16 protein-coding genes are annotated in these 22,401 nt (G+C 40.8%); 6 read left to right on the top strand and 10 right to left on the bottom strand.

The window, feature by feature from the left end; genetic code table 11:
* Positions 1-258 precede the first annotated feature (258 nt).
* Together ACZFYI_RS00955 and ACZFYI_RS00960 are read left to right on the top strand one after the other, a co-directional pair.
* Positions 259-1,620 (top strand): SdrD B-like domain-containing protein, encoded by a 1,362-nt coding sequence (locus tag ACZFYI_RS00955; protein ID WP_462522246.1) that lies wholly within the window; start codon positions 259-261, stop codon positions 1,618-1,620.
* An 80-nt stretch (positions 1,621-1,700) separates the two neighbouring features.
* On the top strand, positions 1,701-5,120 hold the full coding sequence (locus ACZFYI_RS00960) for a sensor histidine kinase (protein ID WP_462522247.1): 3,420 nt from the start codon (positions 1,701-1,703) through the stop codon (positions 5,118-5,120).
* Between the two features lie 97 nt (positions 5,121-5,217).
* Here the strand turns inward: ACZFYI_RS00960 and ACZFYI_RS00965 are convergent, their stop codons facing one another.
* Positions 5,218-5,595: a VOC family protein gene (locus ACZFYI_RS00965; protein ID WP_462522248.1), complete on the bottom strand. Its 378-nt coding sequence runs from the start codon at positions 5,593-5,595 to the stop codon at positions 5,218-5,220.
* Between the two features lie 70 nt (positions 5,596-5,665).
* On the opposite strand from ACZFYI_RS00965, the gene ACZFYI_RS00970 reads away from it, so the two are divergent.
* Positions 5,666-6,685, top strand: a complete 1,020-nt coding sequence (locus ACZFYI_RS00970; RefSeq protein WP_462522249.1) for a Gfo/Idh/MocA family protein — start codon at positions 5,666-5,668, stop codon at positions 6,683-6,685.
* 162 nt (positions 6,686-6,847) lie between these two features.
* Here ACZFYI_RS00970 and ACZFYI_RS00975 read toward each other — a convergent pair whose 3' ends face one another.
* From ACZFYI_RS00975 to ACZFYI_RS00985, 3 genes are read right to left on the bottom strand one after another with little or no spacing between them, the layout of a single operon-like run.
* On the bottom strand, positions 6,848-8,734 hold the full coding sequence (locus ACZFYI_RS00975) for a 6-phosphogluconolactonase (protein WP_462522250.1): 1,887 nt from the start codon (positions 8,732-8,734) through the stop codon (positions 6,848-6,850).
* A 15-nt stretch (positions 8,735-8,749) separates the two neighbouring features.
* A complete protein-coding gene (locus ACZFYI_RS00980; protein ID WP_462522251.1) occupies positions 8,750-10,216 on the bottom strand; it encodes a sodium:solute symporter family protein in 1,467 nt (488 codons plus the stop codon).
* A gap of 35 nt (positions 10,217-10,251) precedes the next feature.
* Positions 10,252-11,604, bottom strand: a complete 1,353-nt coding sequence (locus tag ACZFYI_RS00985) for a Gfo/Idh/MocA family protein (RefSeq protein ID WP_462522270.1) — start codon at positions 11,602-11,604, stop codon at positions 10,252-10,254.
* A 352-nt stretch (positions 11,605-11,956) separates the two neighbouring features.
* On the opposite strand from ACZFYI_RS00985, the gene ACZFYI_RS00990 reads away from it, so the two are divergent.
* Both ACZFYI_RS00990 and ACZFYI_RS00995 read left to right on the top strand, forming a co-directional pair.
* The gene (locus ACZFYI_RS00990) at positions 11,957-13,270 is read left to right on the top strand and encodes a Gfo/Idh/MocA family protein (RefSeq protein ID WP_462522252.1); all 1,314 of its coding nucleotides are present in this window, start codon (positions 11,957-11,959) and stop codon (positions 13,268-13,270) included.
* A gap of 63 nt (positions 13,271-13,333) precedes the next feature.
* Complete coding sequence (locus tag ACZFYI_RS00995; RefSeq protein ID WP_462522253.1) at positions 13,334-14,095, top strand: 3-keto-disaccharide hydrolase; 762 nt, start codon at positions 13,334-13,336, stop codon at positions 14,093-14,095.
* Positions 14,096-14,107: 12 nt separating this feature from the next.
* Here ACZFYI_RS00995 and ACZFYI_RS01000 read toward each other — a convergent pair whose 3' ends face one another.
* A complete protein-coding gene (locus ACZFYI_RS01000; RefSeq protein WP_462522254.1) occupies positions 14,108-15,154 on the bottom strand; it encodes a twin-arginine translocation signal domain-containing protein in 1,047 nt (348 codons plus the stop codon).
* 152 nt (positions 15,155-15,306) lie between these two features.
* On the opposite strand from ACZFYI_RS01000, the gene ACZFYI_RS01005 reads away from it, so the two are divergent.
* Entirely contained in the window at positions 15,307-16,146 is an 840-nt protein-coding gene (locus ACZFYI_RS01005; RefSeq protein WP_462522255.1) for a sugar phosphate isomerase/epimerase family protein, read from the top strand.
* Positions 16,147-16,223: 77 nt separating this feature from the next.
* Here ACZFYI_RS01005 and pyrF read toward each other — a convergent pair whose 3' ends face one another.
* The 5 genes from pyrF to xerD all read right to left on the bottom strand — a co-directional run bounded on the left by pyrF (position 16,224) and on the right by xerD (position 22,398).
* Positions 16,224-17,042 carry an orotidine-5'-phosphate decarboxylase gene (gene pyrF / locus ACZFYI_RS01010; protein ID WP_462522256.1) on the bottom strand — a complete coding sequence of 273 codons (819 nt, stop codon included), beginning with the start codon at positions 17,040-17,042 and terminating at the stop codon, positions 16,224-16,226.
* A gap of 39 nt (positions 17,043-17,081) precedes the next feature.
* A complete protein-coding gene (gene lolA1 / locus ACZFYI_RS01015) occupies positions 17,082-17,735 on the bottom strand; it encodes an outer membrane lipoprotein periplasmic chaperone LolA1 (RefSeq protein ID WP_462522257.1) in 654 nt (217 codons plus the stop codon).
* 43 nt (positions 17,736-17,778) lie between these two features.
* The gene (locus ACZFYI_RS01020) at positions 17,779-20,241 is read right to left on the bottom strand and encodes an FtsK/SpoIIIE family DNA translocase (RefSeq protein ID WP_462522258.1); all 2,463 of its coding nucleotides are present in this window, start codon (positions 20,239-20,241) and stop codon (positions 17,779-17,781) included.
* Between the two features lie 134 nt (positions 20,242-20,375).
* The gene (locus ACZFYI_RS01025; RefSeq protein ID WP_462522259.1) at positions 20,376-21,425 is read right to left on the bottom strand and encodes a quinone-dependent dihydroorotate dehydrogenase; all 1,050 of its coding nucleotides are present in this window, start codon (positions 21,423-21,425) and stop codon (positions 20,376-20,378) included.
* A 67-nt stretch (positions 21,426-21,492) separates the two neighbouring features.
* Complete coding sequence (xerD, locus tag ACZFYI_RS01030) at positions 21,493-22,398, bottom strand: site-specific tyrosine recombinase XerD (protein WP_462522260.1); 906 nt, start codon at positions 22,396-22,398, stop codon at positions 21,493-21,495.
* Positions 22,399-22,401: the final 3 nt, after the last annotated feature.

Below are 22,401 nucleotides of genomic sequence, written 5' to 3' on the forward strand. Positions count from 1 at the left end.
ATTAAGTTTTTCTATCATCATTTTTTTCGTTTTTGACATATAGTATTTTATCTATAGAATGTCTGAAATTTATAAAACACTTTAAATTACATCCTAATAAAAGTGTTTTTTGCTATATATAAATTGTTTTATAACGGTAATTTCTCATATTTATGTAAAAATTAAATTCTTTGCCAATTTTAGTAAAACCACAGTCTTTTTAGACTTATTGTTTGTAGAGATCTTCAAATTTAACCGCTTTTGAAAAAATAAAATGCCATGAAAAAAAACCTTACCTCCCTGTTTTTGATGTCAATAGTAATATTGGCAGGATGTCAATTTTCTAATCAGGATGTGATCATTGAAGACATTGATGCTGATTTTAGGAAAATTGACGTAGAAGATTTTAGAGCAGAATTGCCGGAATATATTTCCAATCAGCTTTCGGAGTATGAGAATGCCAGGATCAATGACTACGACATAAAATTTCTTGGCAGAAAAACTGAAAAAAAAGATGGGGTGGTTTCCAGCACTACATTCCATTATGAGGTAAGTGGAACTGGCAAGTCTTCTGATTTGGAGAAATTTTTCTTACACATACCTGAGTGTGCAGGCATTCCGAGTTCTTGGGAACCTAAGCTTTCTTCAAAACTGGATCAAAAAGGCATCTCATGGAATGTTTCTATTGGGAAAGATGAAAGCAAACGATTTTCAGTGACATTTCCCGGAGATGTGCGCATTGGAGTTGTGGAAAGCAATATCACTAAAAACGGCAGTAAGGAATATTGCACAATCATGGGCCCGTGTGAGGGATTAACAGATATCTGCGGGAGCATCTTTATAGACGCAAATGCCGACGGAATCAAACAAAATTCTGAATCAGGAATCTCTGATATTGAAATATTTTTGAGAAATAAAAAGACCGATAAAATTGTCGGCTCGGTATTTACATTAGAAGATGGGACTTTTTCTTTTCAGGTTTTGGAAGGGGAATACTTTGTGGAGACTACAGATGAATTGCTCAATTTGAATTACAATGCTACCACGCCATCCAGCGTCCATTTTTGCACAGAAGAAAATGATGGTTCCTGTATCAATTTTGGCTATGAGATTGATGCTGAAAAAATGATTGCTGAATTAAAATCAGGGGAAATAGAAGGCAATGCAGAATGTGCTGACTATTGGATTGAACAACTGAAATACTGTGATTCCGAAAAAGGAGATTATACAGAGAAAGAAATCCTTGAATTCCTGAATCAGATCGAAAATTTATTGTTGACTGAGCCCTTCCAGTTTGGAAATCAAAAAATAAAGACAGCCCTCCAAATACTCAAACCTGAGGGAAATTCAGACATTGAAAAATTTCTCAAAGAATTGCTTACTGCAGAATTGAACGTTGTAAGCCAAAGAGGAGCAATTAGAGAGGTTGATGGAGTTTCAGTGATATGGGACACTTATAACCGAGCCCTCCTGATCCATTGCGAAGCAGTCGGATGTGAAGAACTAGGAACTTGTTCAGAAGATGTCAATGATAGAAAATCCAATGCACAAAATGGTAGTTCAAGAACTATGGCTACTAGATTGATGGATGCCACAAATACACTGGCGGCGTTCAATGGCACGGGTGGAATCAGGAATTAATTGAAGGAAATGATTATATTCATTCGATGAAACTTCGTTTTTCTTTAGTCTTTGCTTTCATATTTATTTATTGTTTCAAAGTGGCAGCCCAAGAGCTGCCCTTTGTTCATTATACCCCAAATGCTGAGGTAAACCCATTGCCTTCCGCGATGGCCACAAATGTTTTTCAGGATAGCGAGGGATACATTTGGATGACAATTCACACTACAGGTTTGGCCCGGTTTGATGGAACAAGAATTGATCTTTACGATCAAAAGGATGGAATTAATGACCTTGGGGTATGGGAAATTGTAGAAGATGATCTTGGATATCTTTGGATTACATCCAATTCCGGCTTATTTGTTTCAAAAGAGCCTGTTTCAGATTATAAAAATGGAAGAAGGATGCAGTTTACAAATGAATTCAATAATAAAAAACTGTATTCCAATGCTATAAATCTAAATCAAATTGCAGTAGATAGCATGGGTGTTGTTTGGGTAGGTTCTGTAGGTAATGGTTTTTTACAATATAAAATCGATGAAAACAAAAATTTAAGTGTTGACATCCTTTCAACTTCAGATTCGGAAGGAGGGATGCAGCAAATCACCACCATATATTCTGGAGAGAGAAGGATTTTGGCGGGTCTAGGAGAAGGGAAGCTAGTTGAGATAAAGGACAATAGCCTTCATTTGATTTATGCTTCATCAATTACCACAGAGGATCAGAATTTTGCCTCAATTTTTGAAGATGAATTTGGTAAAATTTGGGCTTATCGGCAAAATGGAGAAGTCCTTTTATTTGAAAAAAATTCAGGAACTCCTATTAAAATTGCAGATTTGAAGGAATCAAATATTGCCAGCCTGACATCCGTCACGGAGGGAAGGGTTTGGGCTGTAAGTAGTGTCAATGGGATTGTTAGATTCAACATAAATACTGGGGAAATTATTGGTTCCTATTCTAGGGCAAATGGATTGTTGAGTGACAATGTATTCCATGTTAGCAAAGACAGGGAAGGAAATGTGTGGATTGCCCAGTCGGGGGGTGTTTCCAAGCTTAGGTTTAATTTTAACGCATTCGAAAATTTCAGTGACCGTTCGATAGCAGGGGAGATTCCTGTTCTTCCTTCAGCTAAAGTGAATTCAATACTTTCGGAGCCTCCTCTTGAATGTCCTTGCCGAATTTTGGTAGGTACAGAAGGAGGTGTTTCATGTATTTCAGAAAATGGTTCATCTACTTATATCAAGCAGATAAATGGACTTACGGGAGATTGGGTCAACGGTATTGAAACTGATCTGGAAGGGAGGATTTGGATAGCAACAACCCAAGGCTTGAACGGCTTGGTTTTTGATCGGAAATTAGTTTTAAAAGAGGCGGTAGATATTAGAGAAATCATCCTAAATGGGAAAAGAGGAATCCTATTCACAATTCCCAATAGTCCTCCCATTATCGCTTCTGAAAAGCTGAAAATTAAAAATATTAGGGAAAATAAAGAGATAAGTTCTGTGTGGTTTGCAGGGTTGAGGAGTATAGTTGGTATTATAGAAGGTGAAATATTTGATTTTGGTGCTGATTCAGGTCTTCCTCCCTTACTTCACAAATCATTGGCAATTGATGGAAATGGGTTTCTTTGGGTAGGTACCTTGGACAAGGGGGTATTCCGTAGCACCAAAAAGATAACGAAAGAATTTCTTTCCGGAAATCCTGATTATAATAAAAACCCTGATCTTTTTGAACAATTTTGGTCTACCCAAAATGGAGCGCCAACCAATCATATCGAAAAATTGATATTGCATAATGGTAAAATGTGGGTTGGAACCCAAGAGGGCTTATTCGTCCTGAATCAGGAAACCGGCGAAATCTTAAACCAATTTACGACGAAAGAAGGGTTGCCCGCAGACAATGCCATCAGTTTCGCATTTTCTTCAATCAATGGCCCCTTATGGGTTGGCACCAATAAAGGACTTGCTGAGATCTCTCCCGAAAGTGAAAAAATTATCAAAACTATTTCTCACCAGGATGGATTGATTGACAATGAAGTTTGGCTTTATGGTTCGGTCAAAGTAGACAAATCAGGATTGGTTTATTTTGGTACTGCAAAAGGCCTTTCCATCTACCACCCTAAATTAGACCGACCCAATACAGTCCCTCCACTTACCAAGTTTTCTTCAATAGAAATTTTGTACCAAGCTGGTGGAAGGAATGAAGTTGTTTTTGAATATACCGCTTTGAGTTTTGCCAATAGCGCAGGAGTAAAATACAGGACAAGGCTGCTAGGTTATGATGACAGCTGGTCTTCGGATTCTGACGTAAAACGGCTTCGCTATACCAATCTTCCGGCTTTTTTCTGGTCAAAAGAGTATACCCTTGAAGTATTGGCAGTGAATGAAAGCGGGATGATTTCCTCCCAGCCTTTAAGCTATACATTCTATATCAAGCCCATCTTTTGGCTGAGGTGGTATGTTTTTCTCTTTTGTGTAGTGCTCGGGTTAATGGGATTTTTGGCGATAGACAGGATGCAAAAAGCAAAACTCATTAAAAAAGAACGCGACAATGCCCGAATTAGGGAGGCAGAACTTCATGCAGAAACGGCAACTGCAAGGTCTTTGGCATCTGAAGCACAAGCACAGGCACTTAAAGCTGATAACGAAAAAAAGGCAATAGAACTGGAAAAAGTACAAGAACTCGAAAAAGCTTATCAGGAGTTAAAAGCAGCTCAAAACCAGCTGATCCAGGCGGAGAAAATGGCTTCCCTAGGTAGACTTGCCACAGGCATAGCCCATGAGATTAAAAATCCGCTGAATTTTATTAACAATTTTGCGGGACTGTCCGGAGAATTGGTTGATGAATTGACTAAAGCCATCAAAGAGAATGACATGGTCGAAATTGATTATTTGATGGAAAATCTCAAAACCAATAATTCAAAAATCGAAGAACATGGTAAAAGAGCTGATGCCATCGTAAAGTCAATGATGCAGCACACTCGGATGGGAAAATCCACTTTTGAGTTGATTGACATCAATACCCTTGTAGAAAAATATATTGACCTTGCTTATAACAGTAAAGGCGCTCACACTCCGGGGTTTTTTGCAATCGTAAAAAAGGACTTTCAACCTAACTTAAAAAAAGTTCGAATTGTCGGACAAGAGATAGGTCAGGTTCTAATCAATATTATTGGAAATGCATTTGACGCGGTTTGGGATCAACATAGAAAGAACATTGAAGGTTATGAACCGGAGATTTCTATATCCACATTTATGGAAGGTGAAAAAGTAGGAATCAGGATTTCTGACAATGGCCCAGGGATTCCAAATGAGAATCGGGAAAAGATTTTTGAGCCGTTTTTTACCACCAAACCCACAGGAGAAGGCACAGGACTCGGCCTCAGCTTAAGTTACGAAATTGTCACCCATGGGAATAACGGATCATTGAGCTTGGAAAAAAGGGATGGGGAAGGGGCTTCCTTTCTGATTTTGTTACCAGTGTATTATGGGGATTTATCGGGTAAAGAAGAAAGTAAATGATCATCAATACGGTTTTGTATTAAAGAATAATCCGGATTAAAAATCCAAATAGCGATTTAAAGAATGAGCCACAGATTAATTCAACCTGTGGCTCATTTTATTTTCTGGAATGAAGCGCAATTTCATTTCCTTCCGAATCATGAAAAAGCGCCATAAATCCAATATCTGGAGAGATTTCGGTTTTGGGCCGAATGATTTTCCCATTGGCTTTTTCAATCCTACCGAGTTCTATATTCGCGTCCTCTGAAGAAAAATAGATCTTTGTGCCTTCTGTACTAGGTTTGTAATATCCTTCAGCTTTTATCAAACTTCCTCCTGCCCCCATTTTGCTTTCATCCCAAGGAAACCAAGCCATATCGACTGGACCCATTTTGTGGCGATCCAATTTACAATCAAATACTGCTTCATAAAAAGCCATTGCCCTTTCCATATTTTCTACTGGTATTTCAAACCAGCCAACGCTTACATGTTTCATAGTGTTAATGGGTTTAGTACTTAAATTTAAATAAATTCACCCATAATTTTCCTTTCAAATCAGCAGAATAATGAAAAATAAAAACAGATTTTCTAGAAGGTTATTTATCAAGAGCTCAACAGTAGCAGGTATCGGATTGGGCGTTTATGGAAATGCATTCAGCCTTTCTTTGAAAGTTGCGTCCGATTATTCCCAAGGTAAAAGAGTCGGAATCATTGGGCTTGATACCTCACATAGTATTGCATTTACAAAGGTATTGAATACCCATAAAGAAGACTCCCAATATCTCGGATACCATGTCGTGGCGGCTTATCCTTACGGAAGCAAGGATATCAAATCTAGTATGGATAGAATTCCTGGATATACTGAAGAAATCCAAAAATTGGGTGTGGATATTGTAAACTCTATTGGCGACCTCCTTCAGAAAGTGGATGTGGTGTTGTTGGAAACAAACGATGGTAAGATTCATCTAGAACAAGCTATGGAAGTATTCAAAGCGCGCAAGCGGATGTTTATTGACAAGCCGATGACAGCTTCTTTGTCAGATGCAAAGGCTATTTTTGAAGCTTCACAAAAGTTCAAAATCCCGGTATTCTCATCGTCTTCATTGAGGTACATCACCGGAATTGAGAAAATTGACAAAAGCACTGTAATCGGAGCAAGTACGTTCAGTCCTGCCGAATTGGAACCTTCTCACCCGGATTTATTTTGGTATGGGATTCATGGAGTGGAGACTCTATTTACTGTAATGGGAACAGGTTGCGAGTCAGTGTCTAGAGTTTCCACAAAGGATACAGACGTGGTTACAGGGATTTGGGAAGATGGGAGGATCGGGACATTCCGCGGCACAAGGACAGGGATACATGATTACGGTGGAACGGTTTTTACCAAGACCGAAAATGTGGTTTTAGGACCTTATGCAGGATATGAGCCTTTGCTTTTGGAAATTGTAAAATATTTTGAGACCGGAATTGTGCCTGTCCAACCTGAGGAAACTTTGGAAATTTTAGCTTTTATGGAAGCAGCAGATATCAGCAAAAAACAGGGAGGAAAATCTGTTTCCATCAAGGAACTGATGGATAAAAAGTAAATGAGGTCAAGGTAAATCTGATTGGGTTACCTTGACCGGGTTTCTTTCCGGTTTTGGAATTAAGTAGGATAGCCTTCTCAAATGAACTCAAAGACGCTTTCTATTTGCACTAATTTCCAATCGCAAGTAAAAATAGTTCTTGTCGCAAAAAATCTGTGTGTATCAAATTTCAAAATCCTTTCCGTTTTTTATGACTTTGAGGATGTTTACCTTTTCTCCATTATCAAGGGAAAAGAACACAAGGTCATTGTTTCCATTTGTTTTTCGATTTTCGAGGTCCATGAATTTGGATGGAATGACAGAGGCCATTTTCCAAGCTTCATCCAAGTTGGCCAGTTTTTTTTCAATCAGGTATTGCAAGCCCTCAAGTATGGTTTTACTTGCTCCCGCCAATAATCCGTTTCCGTGTTTCAAAGATAGTTTACCATTTGGCGCCAAGATTACATCTTCTCCAATATGGGTATTGTATTCACCTGCCGGCATCCCGCAAAACTTTGTGGAATCGCTCACCAAAAAGGCTTTTTCTCCTTTTACTTTCAGCACTACTTTCAAAAAGGAATCTGGGATATGAAATCCATCAGCGATCAAACTCGCATGAAGTTGGCCTAAAGAAAGTTGGTCCCAAAGGATATTGGGATGACGGGGAAGCATCAGCGGAACGGCATTTCCCAAGTGGGTGGATAGACTTGCTCCTGCTTCTATTCCTTTTTCCAAATCATCCATGGAGGCATTGCTGTGTCCAAACGCAATTTTTATCCCATTTTCCCTACAGCTTTTTATGAATGTGGTAGCATTTTCTAATTCAGGAGCCATGGTGATAAGTTTGATCCTTCCTCCCGATGCTTCTTGAAATCCAAGAACCAAATCCCAATTTGGTTTTTGGATGTATTTGGGGTTGTGGGCTCCTTTTGCACCTTCTTGGGAGGAGATAAACGGTCCTTCCAAATGGATGCCTCCAATACACGAAGCGACCAATGGATTATTTTCACAGGCTTTTTTGAAGGTTTTTAAGATGGAAATGACGGTTTGATTTTCGTTGGTAATCAGGGTAGGGAAATAGGTTGTCACGCCTTTGCTTAACAAAAAATCAGTGGCTTTTTCAATATCCGCAACAGAGATTTTGGGATCATTAAAATCAATCCCATTGACGCCGTTTACCTGAAGATCCACCAAGCCCGGTCCAACATAGATGTTCTCATTTAAATGTTTTGGGAATGGTTTGATCTTTGTTTGAAAAAATTTTCTGTCCGAATTGAAAACAGCTAGGTTTCCCGTTAAGCAGTCTATTCCGACAAAGCCATTTTTATCGGAAATCTCCAATTTTTCAGGATATGCTTGGGTATCTGTGAATAAATGACAATTCCCATGGATTCTCAAAATCGAAGCAGGACATTGGGGTTCTACAGGCCCGGAAAGTGTTGCGGTCAGAGCCTGTCGTTTGTTGACGCCCGGAACCACGCAGCAGATATATGCTGTATCAAGCAGTGATGAAATTGTCAGCGTCAAAGCGTGGCTTGGGACTTCTTCTAAAGTCGGAAAGCAACCATCATTCACCTGCTGCTGCCGACAGACTGGATCTAGGGCAACCACTTTTACTGATTTGGCATCATTGAAATCAGCGACAGGAGGGTCATTGAAAGCAATATGCCCGTTTTCACCGATTCCCATGCAGATCAGGTCAATAGGTGATTGATGCAGCAAAGAAGCGTAGCGTCGACATTCTTCTTCCGGGTTTTGGTTGCTATCAATGAGATTGATTTCTCCGAATGGCAACTTATCAAACAGTTTTTTTTTCAGGAAATTGGAAAAAAGCGCAGGCGAATCTTTTTTAAGACCAATATATTCATCCATGTGAAATGCTGAGACTCTTTCCCAAGGAATTTTGAAAGAAGTACTCAATGCTTCAAAAAATTCATTTTGCGAAGGAGCAGCAGCGAAAACAATTCTCACGTTTTCTTTTTCTTCCAACAATTTCAGAATCTTTGACGCTACCGCTTTGGCAGCAGCTTCGCCCATTTCTTTTCTTGAATCAAATACATTAAGTTCCATAATTGTTGATGGGTTTTATTCTTTGCTGATTTCCTGGAGCATTGTTTTTACTTTTTCCGGAACATTGCCTATTTGGATTAACCCAATTGTAATATAAACCAAAGTCGACACAATTAGAGGAAGGCTCACCTGCCATGCCAAACTGCTGATTTCAATGTTTTTGGTGATGATAAAAGTCAGAAGTCCTGCAAATATGGAACTGATAGCGGAAATTGGCCCGCAAGATTTGAAAGCCGGAATAATTCCAAAAAGCATTGGTACAGCAATTGGTCCTACCAAAGCTCCAAACCAAGAAATGATCAAGCCGAGAATTCCTCCGAAATATTCATATTGAAGGGCGACAATGATGGTCATCAGGGTAAATATGAAAGTCGTAATCCTTGCAGTTAGCAGGGAAATTTTATCCAAACTAAATTTCTTAGAAATATTTGGTAGGATATCTCTCGTGATCACCGCGGAGATGGTATTGATGTCTGAAGAAGTCATGGACATGGTATTGGCAAATAGGGATGCGATCACCAGTCCGACCAATCCTGACGGCAAAAGCAAGAGTGTAAGCTGCCCATATGACTGACTTGGATCTGCCAAATCCGGTAGCAAAATTGGCGCAGCCCACATTGGAAAAAATAGTATCAAAGGCCATATCAAATATAACCATCCGGATAACCTTGCTGCTTTTGTAGCCTGTGATTCAGATGGGGAGGAAATATACCTGGTGGCAAGATTCCACTGTCCGCCATTGTAGGAAAGAAAATTTATAAACAAAAAGGCAAGCGCAAACCCTACTCCATAGGGGTCATTAAATGGCTGACTGTTGCCTGAAGGTAATTTGTCCCAAAGAGTAAAAATACTTTCCAGTCCATCCAACTTGTATAGCACAGCAAAAAACATGGCAAGTCCTCCCAATAGCTGAACTATAAACTGTGCAAAATCTGTCATTACCACCGCCCACAATCCTCCAAAGGTGATATACAAAAGGGAAATTCCGCCTGATATCAAAATCCCAATCGGCAGACTGATTCCTGTGAAAACATTCAATAAAATGGCAATGGAAGCCCATTTGGCTCCAATATCGAAAAGCTTCAACAACACCCCGCTCCAAGCCATAATCTGTTGGGTGAGGATATTGTAGCGTCGGGCAAGAAATTCCAAAGGAGATTGGATATGGAATTTTTTACGAAGCCTGACCCAAAGGACTGGGAAGATTTTGGCACTTGCCAATATAGTCAAGCCGATTGTAAATGCCCACCAAACATATATTGTAAAACCATGGGTGTAGGCAATGGCCGCATAAGCAACAAAAACTGCCCCGCTGTATCCCGAAACATGATGGGAAATCCCAGACAGCCACCAAGGTAAGTTTCCTCCTGCTACGAAATAATCGCTAGCGGTTTTATTTCGAAAGTAGGAATATACTCCGATGACCAGCATCAATAGAAAGAATACTCCAATTACAATCAGGTCAAGGGTCGTAAGCTTCATGGTCAGGTTGGATGGAGGAAGGGTTCAGAATGAAATTATAATGTCGGTTCCCACCCCGGTTGATATTCCCTGCTCCAATATTTCATGGCTTCCTTGCTGCCGATGATGTGGCCGTTTTTTGGATTCACATTCAAAGTCTCGCCTGTCCTTTGAGCAATATTTCCAAGTTGGACCAAAAGCGTGCTTGTTTGTCCCCCGATTATTTCAGCTGCAAGCGGAGTTCCTTTTTTGATCCCATCAAAAAAGTTTTGGATATGGATAGCGTCAAGTTCTTGGGTAGGATCGGAAAGATTTCTCGCATCAACCGGCCGGTCGTACTTCACTTCTTTGACAAGTTTGTTTTTTAAGTCAAAAATAGAATAAGCATTTCCTCCGCCGATATTTACAGAACCCTCTTCTCCGTAAAAAATTACGCCTACACTCGAACCATCATTGTTGATGCCATTACAGCTCCTTCCTTCCCAACTGATCATACTTTTGTTTTCAAATTCCAAATTGATCATTTGCGTATCCGGGGTTTCCCAATCGTCTTGGTAGCGGTACCTTCCTCCGGCAGAAGTGACTTTTGTCGGAAATTCCACACCCAATCCCCATCGCGCCAAATCGACCATATGGGTTCCGTTATTCAATGCTTCACCAGTGCCCCAATTCCAGAACCAATGCCAATTGTAATGGATGATGTTGTCTCGGTAATCTTCCCTTGGTGCCGGACCTTGCCATAAATCATAATCCAGGTTGGTGGGGACTGCTACTTTTTTTCCGATTCCGATAGATCCCCGATTATTGGTATACCAGGTTTTGGCAAAGTAGGGTCTTCCTATGGCGCCCTCATGGACTTCTTTGATGGCTGCGGCCACATTGGGCCAGGACCTTCGTTGGTTACCCATTTGGATCAATCTTTTGTATTTGGATGCGGCTTGGAGTAATATCTCTCCTTCGTGGGGATTGTGGCTGGAAGGTTTTTCCAAATAAACATCCTTACCTGCTTTACAGGCGAGAATCGCTGCCGGCGCATGCCAATGGTCCGGAGCTGCGATTACCAGAACATCCACATCTTTGTCTTCAAGACTTTTCCTGAAATCCGGAGTGGCTTTAGGAAATAGGTTTTGGATTTTTGATACTGCGCTGATGCATTTTTCTGCGGCTAATTGGTCCACATCACAGATATGGATAACCTCGGCGTTTGGTTGGCTTGCAAAATTCTGCGCCAAAGCATTTCCACGGCTGTTTACCCCCATCACCGAAACTTTGATTCTTTCATTGGCACCAAGGATATTCCCGTAGCTTTTTGGACTGAAGGCCGGCAATATCCCGCCAACAGAAAATACAGCAGTGCCTGTTATGGTTTTTTTGAGAAAGTCTCTTCTTGAATCTCTTGGTGATTTCATATTTCTGTGGGGCAGGAAAGGTGAATTTTTGTACTGATGCATCAGAATTTTGATCTTCATCATTTACAATATATTGATTAATTTTTCGGGGATAAAGTTTTTTTACGGGACAGGTTGTTTCATGTAATTGCAAACTTTCACCGTTGTTTCAATGGATGATAATCATTCAATCTTCCTAAAACACCATTGTCTGATTTTCTATCATTTATGGAAGGAATAAAGGCTTGGAATTTAGGTCAAATCCAGATTTTTTTTGAAATCGTGTGGAGATATTGTACTTTCCTGATAATAAATAGATTATGCGAATTGAATCCCATTTTCATTTTCAAACCCAAAATAATCCAGCCGCTATATGTCAGACAAAATTTATTCACCGGAAAAAAATGACAGGAGAGACTTTCTCAAATCGACAGGCACTGCCTTGATCGGAGGTGCCGCTCTCCCATTTTTATTTAAAATCAATCCGGCTTTTGCCATGAAAAACAATACCCTCAAAGTGGGCTTAATTGGATGTGGAGGTAGGGGTACAGGTGCGGCGCTCCAGGCATTGAAAGCTGATTCCGAAGCGGTTCTGACCTGCATGGGTGATATATTTTCTGATTATTTGGATGAATCTTATCAGGCACTTTCAGAAGCAAACCCAAATCAGGTTCAAGTAGATAAAGCAAACCGTTTTGTGGGCTTTGATGCTTATCAAAAAGTAATCGAATCTGATGTTGATGTTGTCATTCTTACCACTCCTCCTGCATTTAGGCCTGGCCATTTTAAGGCAGCTGTTGCTGCGGGGAAGCATGTGTTTTGTGAAAAGCCTGTGGCGGTGGATGCCCCCGGAGTCAGAAGTGTTTTGGAGACGGCTAGGGAAGCCAAGTCCAAAAACCTTTCTGTGGTATCGGGATTTACATTTAGGTATGATTTTCCCAAAAGGGCACTTTTTGAAAGAATCAACCAAGGAGACATCGGCGAAGTAGCCTCAGTACTCACGGTAAGAAATGGGGGCGGATTATGGTACAAAGACAGGATGCCCGAGTGGAAGGAAATGGAGTACCAATTGAGAAACTGGTACTATTATGATTGGCTTTCCGGTGATTATATTGTAGAAATGATGGTCCATAGCCTTGACATGATGTCCTGGGCCTTTGGGGACAAGTTACCCTTGAAAGCGACAGGTTCAGGAGGGAGGCAATCCCGGACAGAAGAAAAATATGGAAATATCTACGACCATTTTTCTATAGAATATGAATATGACAACGGTGCTAAAGGTATCCATTTCAGTAGGCAACAACAAGGTTGTTCTAATGTAAACAAGGCAGAAATCATGGGCAGAAGTGGAAATGCACTTGTGGATATCGGAAGGCAGATCCACCGGATAGACGGATCAAATGCCTGGAATTATGAGGGTGAAAAAAACAATCCATATGAAACCCAGCATGAGGAATTGTTTGCTGCGATCAGGTCAGGCAAGCCCATTAACGAAGGTGATCTGATGGCAAACAGTACGATGTTGGCAGTTTTAGGAAGAATGGTAGGGTACACTGGGCAGACCATTGGATGGCAAGAAGCACTCAATTCCAACCAAACTTTAGGGCCTAAATTCGAGGAATATGATTGGGATTTGAAATGGCCTGTACCTTCAGTGGCAATTCCCGGAAAGACCAGATTTTATTGACCAAACTTTCCGTATCCTTTAGATTCCCATTTTAAAACCCTTTTCCTTTAAAATTTCCTCTAAATGAAAATCTCGAAATCATTATCCTTAGTCTTTCTACTTTTCTTCAATTCAAATCTCAATGTGTTTGGGCAGGAATATTTGTTTGAGTTTGGAAAATCTAGAGGAGTAGAAGCTCTTGTTTCAGATCAGTCTCCGCATGAAACTGCTTTGAAGTGGTATAATGTCAACACTGAAAAAGACACATGGTATTTTGAAGGGCAGGAATTGGTTTGTAAGGGATTGCCGATTGGAGTGATCCGCTCAGAAAAGCAATATGAAAACTTCATCATGCATATAGAATGGAAACACATGGAACTCGGGGGAAACTCAGGGACTTTTGTTTGGAGCAGTGCTGTCCCCGGAGAGCAAAGACTTCCCGATGGTGTCGAGGTGCAGATGCTGGAATTGGATTGGGTAAACCAAAATAAAAAGGACGGCGTCCTGCCTCCAATTGCTTATGTTCATGGAGAATTGTTTGGTGTAGGGGGAGTTACTACTGTCCCTGACAACCCTAGAGGAACCCGAAGCAAATCCATAGAGAACCGATGCTTGGGAAAAGGGGAGTGGAATACTTACGTTGTCATTTGCGTAGATGGAGTCATCAAACTTTCCGTAAATGGAAAATTTGTCAATGGCATCAGCCAAGCAAGTCAAAAGAAAGGATATATCTGTCTGGAATCAGAAGGTGCTCCTATTCATTTCAGGAATCTGAAAATCACCGAATTGCCTTCCGGAGTCATTTCCAACGAACAGATAGCTCCACTATTGAATTCCGGAAATTAAAAGGCTTAATTGTTAAACTCGTGTAAGTTTTATCGGATAGCTTTTGGAAGCATTCCATTGGCAGACATAGATATTTTCATCCTGATCTATGCATACATCGTGGCAATGCTTGAAAATCGGCTCTTTTTGGATCATCAATTGAAGTTCTCCGTCGATGTATTTTGGTTCTGTTCCTCCAGGGTTGGAGACTACTTTGTTGTTTTCATCCAAAATGGTCACAAACCCCGAGTTATCCATTTGCTCAAGGTATTTGGATCGGGACCAACAAACCCCTGCATAGAGATTTTTGCCATGGATCACCGGACGGCAGACAAATGCCCCTGGAAGGAAAAGGGTTTCTATATATTCACCTTCCATCGTAAATCTCTTGAATGAATTGTGTCCACGGGAAGTGCATAGGAGGGTAGGGGTTCCTCCTTTCCTTTGGTCTACTGCTATTCCGTGAACAGTTTTGAATTGGGCATCACCATGGCCATCTCCGCCGAACATTCTGATAAAATTTCCTTTGCTGTCATATTGCAATACATATTGCGAACCATATCCATCGGTAATATATAGGTCTCCGTTAGGAGCAACCACCGTTTCTGTGGGTGTGTAGCGCATCCCTTCTTTATAAATACCCTGGTTTTTCGGACTTGGAATTTCCGTGATTATTTTTCCTTTTAAGTCTGTTTTGATTACCCTTCCACCATTGTCCACAATCCACAAAAACTCTTCTCCACCTTCATTGACAAGACTCAGTCCATGTGCCGAACCCAATCCCAAAGTCCATGAATCGAGGTATTTTCCGGATTGGTCATAGATGATGATGTTGTTTTTGGCCTCATCGGTTACCATCAAAAGCCTGCCTTTTTTGTCCATGACCATTTCATGGCAATTGACCACGGGATATTTGGCCGGATCTAGATTGCCCCAAGAAGGATTGACTTTGTACCTGAAATCACCATGTCCAAGAATGGTGTCAGGAGTCATAGAGAATGATAATGTCGGCTGAATGGCCAAAGCAGCACCTGCTAGTGCGGATTGCTTGATGAATTGTCTTCTAGAAAAATCTGTCATGGTTATTGGATTTGTGATCAGTAATTTAATAAAGTATCTGAAGAATCTCCATTTGTTTTTCTTTGGATGGTAATATTTCCATTAGTCACAATCTTGAATGATAATTATTTTGCCATTTAGTATATTCAAATCAAACATTCCCAATAAAACCTATGAAAAACCTCCTTATTAAATTATTCAGTTTGGTAATTGTAATTCTGGCAACAGAACAAGTCCAAGCACAGGAAATTGCCCTTCAGATGTACAGTCTAAGAAATGAAATGAAAACTGATGTCAAAGGAACCCACGCACTTATCCCAAAGATGGGGATCAATTTCATTGAAGGTGGCGGTACGTATGGTATGAGTCAGGATGAGTACAAGACTTTTATCTCAGGACTTGGTATTTCTGTTGTTGCTGTAGGAGCGGATTATAAGCAATTGCAGGATAATCCTCAGGCAATCATTGACAATGCAAAAGCTTATGGGGCAAAGTTTGCCACTTGTTTTTGGATTCCCCATACTTCAGGTCAGTTTAGTATCAAAGAAACAGAGGAAGCTATAGCTTTATTCAATAAAGCTGGAAAAATCTTAAAGGATGCCGGAATCACTTTGTGTTACCATCCTCACGGCTATGAATTTACTCCCCATGGAAAAGGGGTTTTATTTGATGAAATGCTGAAGAATGCCAAAAATTACGCCTTCAATATGGATGTGTTTTGGGTACAGATGGGTGGAGGAGATCCATTGGCCATCATGAAAAAATATCCAAACAAATTCCCTTTGCTCCACCTGAAAGACAGGGCAAAAGGAACTCCCGGAAGTTCTGATGGAAAAGGAGATGTTGAAAGCAATGTGGTCCTCGGTACCGGTGACATTGACATAAAAGGTCTTATCAAACAAGCCCAAAAGTCAGGAACGAAATACCTGATCATCGAGGATGAGTCTTCGAGATCGGTTCAACAAATCCCTCAAAGTGTGGCATACATCAAAAAAGTAATGTCAGAGAAATAGACTGATCATCCCGAAAAGAAAAAAGCCATGGAAAATATTTTGAGTTTCCATGGCTTTTTTGTGTTGATTTCTTCGTCTCAGAAACAATATTGGTCTAGCAAAGCTGCCATTTCCTGCTGTAGTTTCTTTGCCTCTTTACCGGCAGCATGCCCAAAATCGTATCCCTCTCCTGCGTAGATAATTCCTCTTGAAGAATTGACCAAAAGTCCACAATGAGGTGTCATGCCATACTTGGCGACTTCTTTTAGGCTGCCACCTTGCGCTCCAACACCTGGTACCAAAAAGAAATGTTCAGGGACAATTTTTCTTACCTCAGCGATTTTTTCTCCTCGTGTCGCTCCGACTACATACATCATGTTATCAGGATTGCCCCATTTACTGCTTTTTTCCAAAACTTCTTGGTAAACCGGTTTTCCGTTTTTCAACTCTGAAAACTGGAAATCCAGACTCCCTTCATTGGATGTCAGTGCCAATAAAATGACCCATTTGTTTTCGTAAGAAAGAAAAGGACTGACACTGTCAATGCCCATATACGGGGCCACGGTGATGGAGTCAAAATCCATGGTTTCAAAAAATGCCTTGGCATAAAGACCGGAAGTATTCCCGATATCGCCCCGCTTGGCATCTGCGATAGTAAAGGTGTTTTTGGGGATGTAATCCAAAGTCTTTTGGAGACTTTCCCAACCTTTTGGCCCCAAGGCCTCATAGAAAGCGATATTGGGCTTGTAGGAAACAGCAAAATCAGCGGTATGATCAATGATCTGCTTGTTGAATTCAAAAATAGGATCGGCTTCTTTTTTGAGATGGCTTGGGATCTTTTCGAGGTCGGTATCTAGACCCACACATAAAAATGATTTTTTGATTTGGATTTGTTCAAAGAGTTCCTGTCGGGTCATTGGCGAAATTTTTCCCAAAAATAGGGATAAAAATCAAAATCACCGGAGGTCGATTATTTCTACCTTGCCATATTTCTGAGGATTGAAAGTAAAATAGTCATCAGTCAGTTCTGCATTGGTATTGATAGATTTGAATTTGTATTTGAAAATCCCCCCTTGGTCATCGTAGATCTCCCAACTCAACAGGTCTTTTTTGTTTTTATCTACAAACAATTTGATCATCTTAAATGGTGCATTCGGCTTTTCGGCCTTCAATTCTATTTCTTGGATAATGACACCGTTCTCTGTCTTTTCACCGATCAACCTGTAGTTGTATCCTTTTTGGTAAATGTTGTACACCGAAGAAGGTGTCAATTCATTTTCCATGTCTGATGCATTGTTGATGGTTACCTCTTTATAATTGTCGCTCACGATGTAGGTCCAAACGGTTTTTCCATTGTTGAAAATTTCCTGTTCTGGTAACTTTAGGTGGTATTTATCTCCTTTGATGGCGATTTCGCCACTCTGGTTTTGGGTACGGCTATCGGAAACATCCGAATAAGAAAATTCAAAACTCGCCTTTAGCCCTTTGATGGAAGCGTATTTTTGACTCATGCCATCCAACACAGCTTTTGCTTTTGGATCTTTTGATTGTGAAAAGACTGCGGAGATAAAAAAAACAGCGAGGAATAATGTAATTGAGATTTTTTTCATTTTGTTATCAGGGATATTTTCCACGGATATTTAATCCGGAATTTTACAAATTGTTCAATAACCGTTCCAAACTCACTTCATCCTGAACCAATACTTCTCTCGCCTTGCTGCCTTCAAAAGGTCCTACAATTCCCGCAGCTTCCAATTGATCCACAATCCTTCCGGCGCGATTGTATCCAAGTTTGAGTTTTCGTTGGATCAAAGAGGTACTGCCTTGCTGATGCAAAACAATCAACCTGGCTGCCTCATCAAACAAGGGATCTCTATCAGAAAGGTCTACATCCAAAAGGCTTCCCTCGCCTTCTTCACCGGCAAACTCCGGCAACAAGTAAGCATCCGGATATCCCTTTTGTTCTCCTATCCAATCACAGATTGAATCTACCTCCGGGGTATCCAAAAATGCACATTGGATCCTCGTTACATCCGACCCCTGGGAAAGCAACATGTCGCCCATACCTATCAATTGCTCGGCGCCGCCGGCATCGAGAATGGTACGGCTATCGATCTTAGATGTTACCCTGAAAGAAAGTCTTGCCGGGAAATTGGCCTTGATGATGCCGGTAATGACATTTACAGAAGGTCGCTGCGTAGCAACAACCAAGTGGATTCCAATCGCTCTTGCAAGTTGCGCAAGTCTGGCTATAGGAGCTTCTATTTCCTTACCGGCTGTCATCATCAAGTCAGCCAATTCATCTATCACCAGGACAATATATGGCATGAACTTATGTCCTTTTTCCGGACTCAATTTTCTTGCAACAAACTTTGCATTGTATTCTTTCAGATTTCTGCATCCGGCATCTTTTAGGAGATCGTATCTGTTGTCCATTTCGATGCAAAGGGAATTCAGCGTGTATATGACTTTTTTGGTATCAGTGATGATCGCTTCTTCAGTTCCTGGGAGTTTGGCTAAAAAGTGCCTTTCAATTTTATTGAAAAGCGTCAATTCTACTTTTTTGGGATCTACTAGCACAAACTTCAATTGGGAAGGATGCTTTTTGTAAACCAAAGAAGCCAAAATCATATTCAATCCAACAGACTTACCCTGTCCTGTGGCACCTGCCATCAGTAAGTGCGGCATCTTTGCAAGGTCCATGACAAAGACTTCATTGGAAATGGTTTTACCCAAAGCAACAGGCAAGTCCTTGTCGCTGTGCATAAATTTCTCCGTACCCAATACCGCTTTGGCTGGAACCAATTCCCTGTTTTTGTTTGGTACCTCAATCCCAATAGTCCCTTTTCCGGGCATCGGAGCGATGATCCTTATTCCCAACGCTGCCAAACTCAGGGCAATGTCATCTTCAAGGTTTTTGATTTTGGAGATCTTCACTCCGGGATCAGGAATGATTTCATACAAAGTAACGGTAGGGCCGATGGTAGCCTTGATTTCCTGGATTCCGATTTTGAAGTTGACCAGTGTCTCGACAATCTTGTTTTTGTTTTCTTCAAGTTCCTGACGGGAAACCGTCACTTTCTGCACATCATATTCATTGAGCAAATCCAAAGTAGGGTACTTGTAATGCGGAAGGTCCAAAGTCGGGTCGTATGGATCAAGGTTTTCAACCTCAAGGGCTGTTTTTTCCTCTTTGGGTTTATTGATCGCAAATTTCTTTTCTTCAGTTTTTTCGATTAAAGGCTCTTCATCCAATAGATCTTCCCCTTGGATATTGAAAACCGGACCTTTTACCGGTAAGGATTTTTCTTTCTCATCGGATTTGATGGTCCAAGAACTTGCCTCTTCTTCCAGGTCGATCTCCTCCATTTCATCCTCAAAACCCTCTTCGTCCCGGACTTCTTCCAACTCTCCTTCTAACCCAAGATCAAGATCCGTTTCGGTGTTTTTAGCTTTTGTTTTTGAAAAAATCGGACTAGACATCCAATCAAGTTGGCTGATGTTGAAATAAAAAATGATAAAAATCAAAATTGAACCCAAGATCAAAAGTATAGTTCCCCAACCCAGAAATTCATCTGCCAATACTCCCAATTCAAACCCAAAACCTCCGCTTAGGTAGCCCAAGGTGCTGAATCCATCTGCCATTTGTACAAAGTATCCTGTCACAAGCCCTATCCAGAAAACGAAAAAAAGCGCAAAGCCACTGTATCTAGATAAGGAAACCAAGGATTTTTTGAATGCCAACTTGAATCCCAAGAAAAACAAATAAGGAGGAAGAAGAAATGCAGCCAATCCAAACCACCTTCTGATAAAGATGTCAGACATCTTAGCACCAAACAAGCCAAGCCAGTTCCTTGCTTCGGTGGCGGTTGTCCTGATCCCCTGATCCATTTCTGAAACCACCAGACTTTGATCGGCTTTTCCGGAAAAAATATAACTCAGGAAAGCAAAAAACAAGAAAACAGAAAAAGACATCAGGATAATTCCCAATGCCAGAGGTATTCTTTTGTCCTTTGCAAAAGCCAAAGTAAACTTCCCTGACCGGGCTTCCTGGGCTTTTGCTTTGGTGTCACCTTTTTTTCTGAAAGTATTTGTTTTTGGGGTTTCCGAAGCCATACTTGGTTTTTACTGTCAATTTCAAATTAAGGAAAGCTTGGCGAAATATACAGATTTCAACACTAGGAGTTTTACAAAATGCTCAAAACGAATTGTAAACACTTCACGAAGATGCATATAATTTTTAGTAAGGATTATTTTGATTTGCTCCGCAAATACTTGACCAAACCTTTATTGATGCTTTTTATTAGACCAGGCCCTTCATAGATCATCCCTGTGTAAACCTGCACCAGTGAAGCGCCGGCTTCCAATTTGTCAATGGCATCCTTAGCTGAGAAAATTCCGCCGACGCCTATGATCGGGAATGCTTTGTTGGATTGACTTGAAAGGTACTTGATGACTTCAGTACTTCTTTTTGCAAGGACTTTTCCGCTTACCCCTCCAGCTCCAATACTTTCTATTTTTGTGGAATCGGTTTTTAGGCCACTTCTGTCAATGGTGGTATTGGTCGCGATGACTCCATCGATCTTTGTTTCGATTACGATTTCGATGATGTCATCCAATTGGCCTACTGTCAGGTCCGGCGCGATTTTCAGAAGGATAGGTTTTGGTCTCGATTTTCTTGAATTGGCTTCTTTGACAGCGAGAAGCAGTTTTTTTAAAGGTTCTTTTTCTTGGAGTTCCCGGAGATTGGGCGTATTTGGTGAACTCACATTGACCACAAAATAATCCACATAAGGATGTAAGGCATGCAGACAATAAAGGTAATCATCTACTGCTTTTTCATTTGGGGTCAATTTGTTTTTGCCAATATTTCCGCCGATCAGCACATCGGTTTTGACGTCACGAAGTCTTTCGATTGCTTCCTGGACACCTCCGTTGTTAAATCCCATCCTGTTGATCAGAGCTTCGTCTTCAGGTAACCTGAATAATCGTGGCAGTGGATTTCCTTCCTGAGGTTTTGGGGTCAATGTTCCGATTTCTATAAACCCAAAACCAAGCATTGCCATTTCATCAATCAGTTTGGCATCCTTGTCAAAGCCTGCGGCAAGTCCAACAGGATTTTTGAAATGAAGCCCAAACACTTCTTTTTCCAGAATCGGATTTTGGTAATCATAAAATCCTTCTATGATATTTTTTACAATCGGGACATTAAATGTTCGTTTGATCCAGGAAAAAGTAAAATGGTGGGCTGATTCCGGGTTTTTTGTAAAAAGTAATGGCTTCAGTATCGATTTGTACACAATGATCTTGGGTTTTTCAATCCGCTAAATTAAGGTAATTGCTCGGTAAAAGGGAAGAAATTTTGGCTTATTTCCTCGGATGAAAATCATTGAGAACCTGTCTCAGATAATCCCTGTCCAAATGTGTGTAAATCTCTGTAGTGGTGATGCTTTCATGGCCGAGCATTTCCTGTACTGCACGCAGGTCAGCGCCTCCCTCGATAAGGTGGGTGGCAAAACTGTGTCTGAATGTATGTGGGCTTACATTTTTTTGCAGGCCGATGGCTTCAACTTGTTTTTTGATGATGAGAAAAATCATGACCCGGCTGAGTTTTTTACCGCGCCGATTTAGAAAAACATACTGCTCATGACCTTTGACAGGATTGATTTCTTTTCTTATTTCTTCCACATACAGTTTGAGATATTTTAATGCATCCTTACCGATTGGAACAAGCCGTTCTTTGTTTCCTTTTCCGATTACTCGGAGAAAGCCAATATCTGCATACACATTTCCGATTTTGAGATCTGTCAATTCTGACACCCGTAATCCGGAACTGTACAAGACTTCCAGCATCGCTCGGTTTCGGTGTCCTTCAGATTCTCCCAGCGGGATGCTTTCCAGGATTTGGTTGATTTCAAAGTAGCTGAGCGTGTCAGGCAATTTTCGACCGAGTTTCGGAGCTTCCAGCAATTGCGCAGGGTCTTCGTTGATGCGGTCTTCATACATCAGGAATCTGAAAAATGCTTTGATGCCTGAAATGATCCTTGCCTGTGTATATTCAGAGATTTCAAGTTCAGCAAGCCCGTTTACAAAATAGCGGAGGTGCTGCAGTTTCACTTCAGTCGGCTTGGTTTCCGGAAAATTCTTTTCCATGTACCTGCTCAGCTTCTCCATGTCCTGTTGGTAAGCTAGGATTGAGTTTTGACTCAATGAGCGCTCAAGTTTGAGGTAATGTTGGAACTGACGGAGGGAAGCATCCCAATGGTTGGACATTAT

Source organism: Aquiflexum sp. (assembly GCF_977115555.1).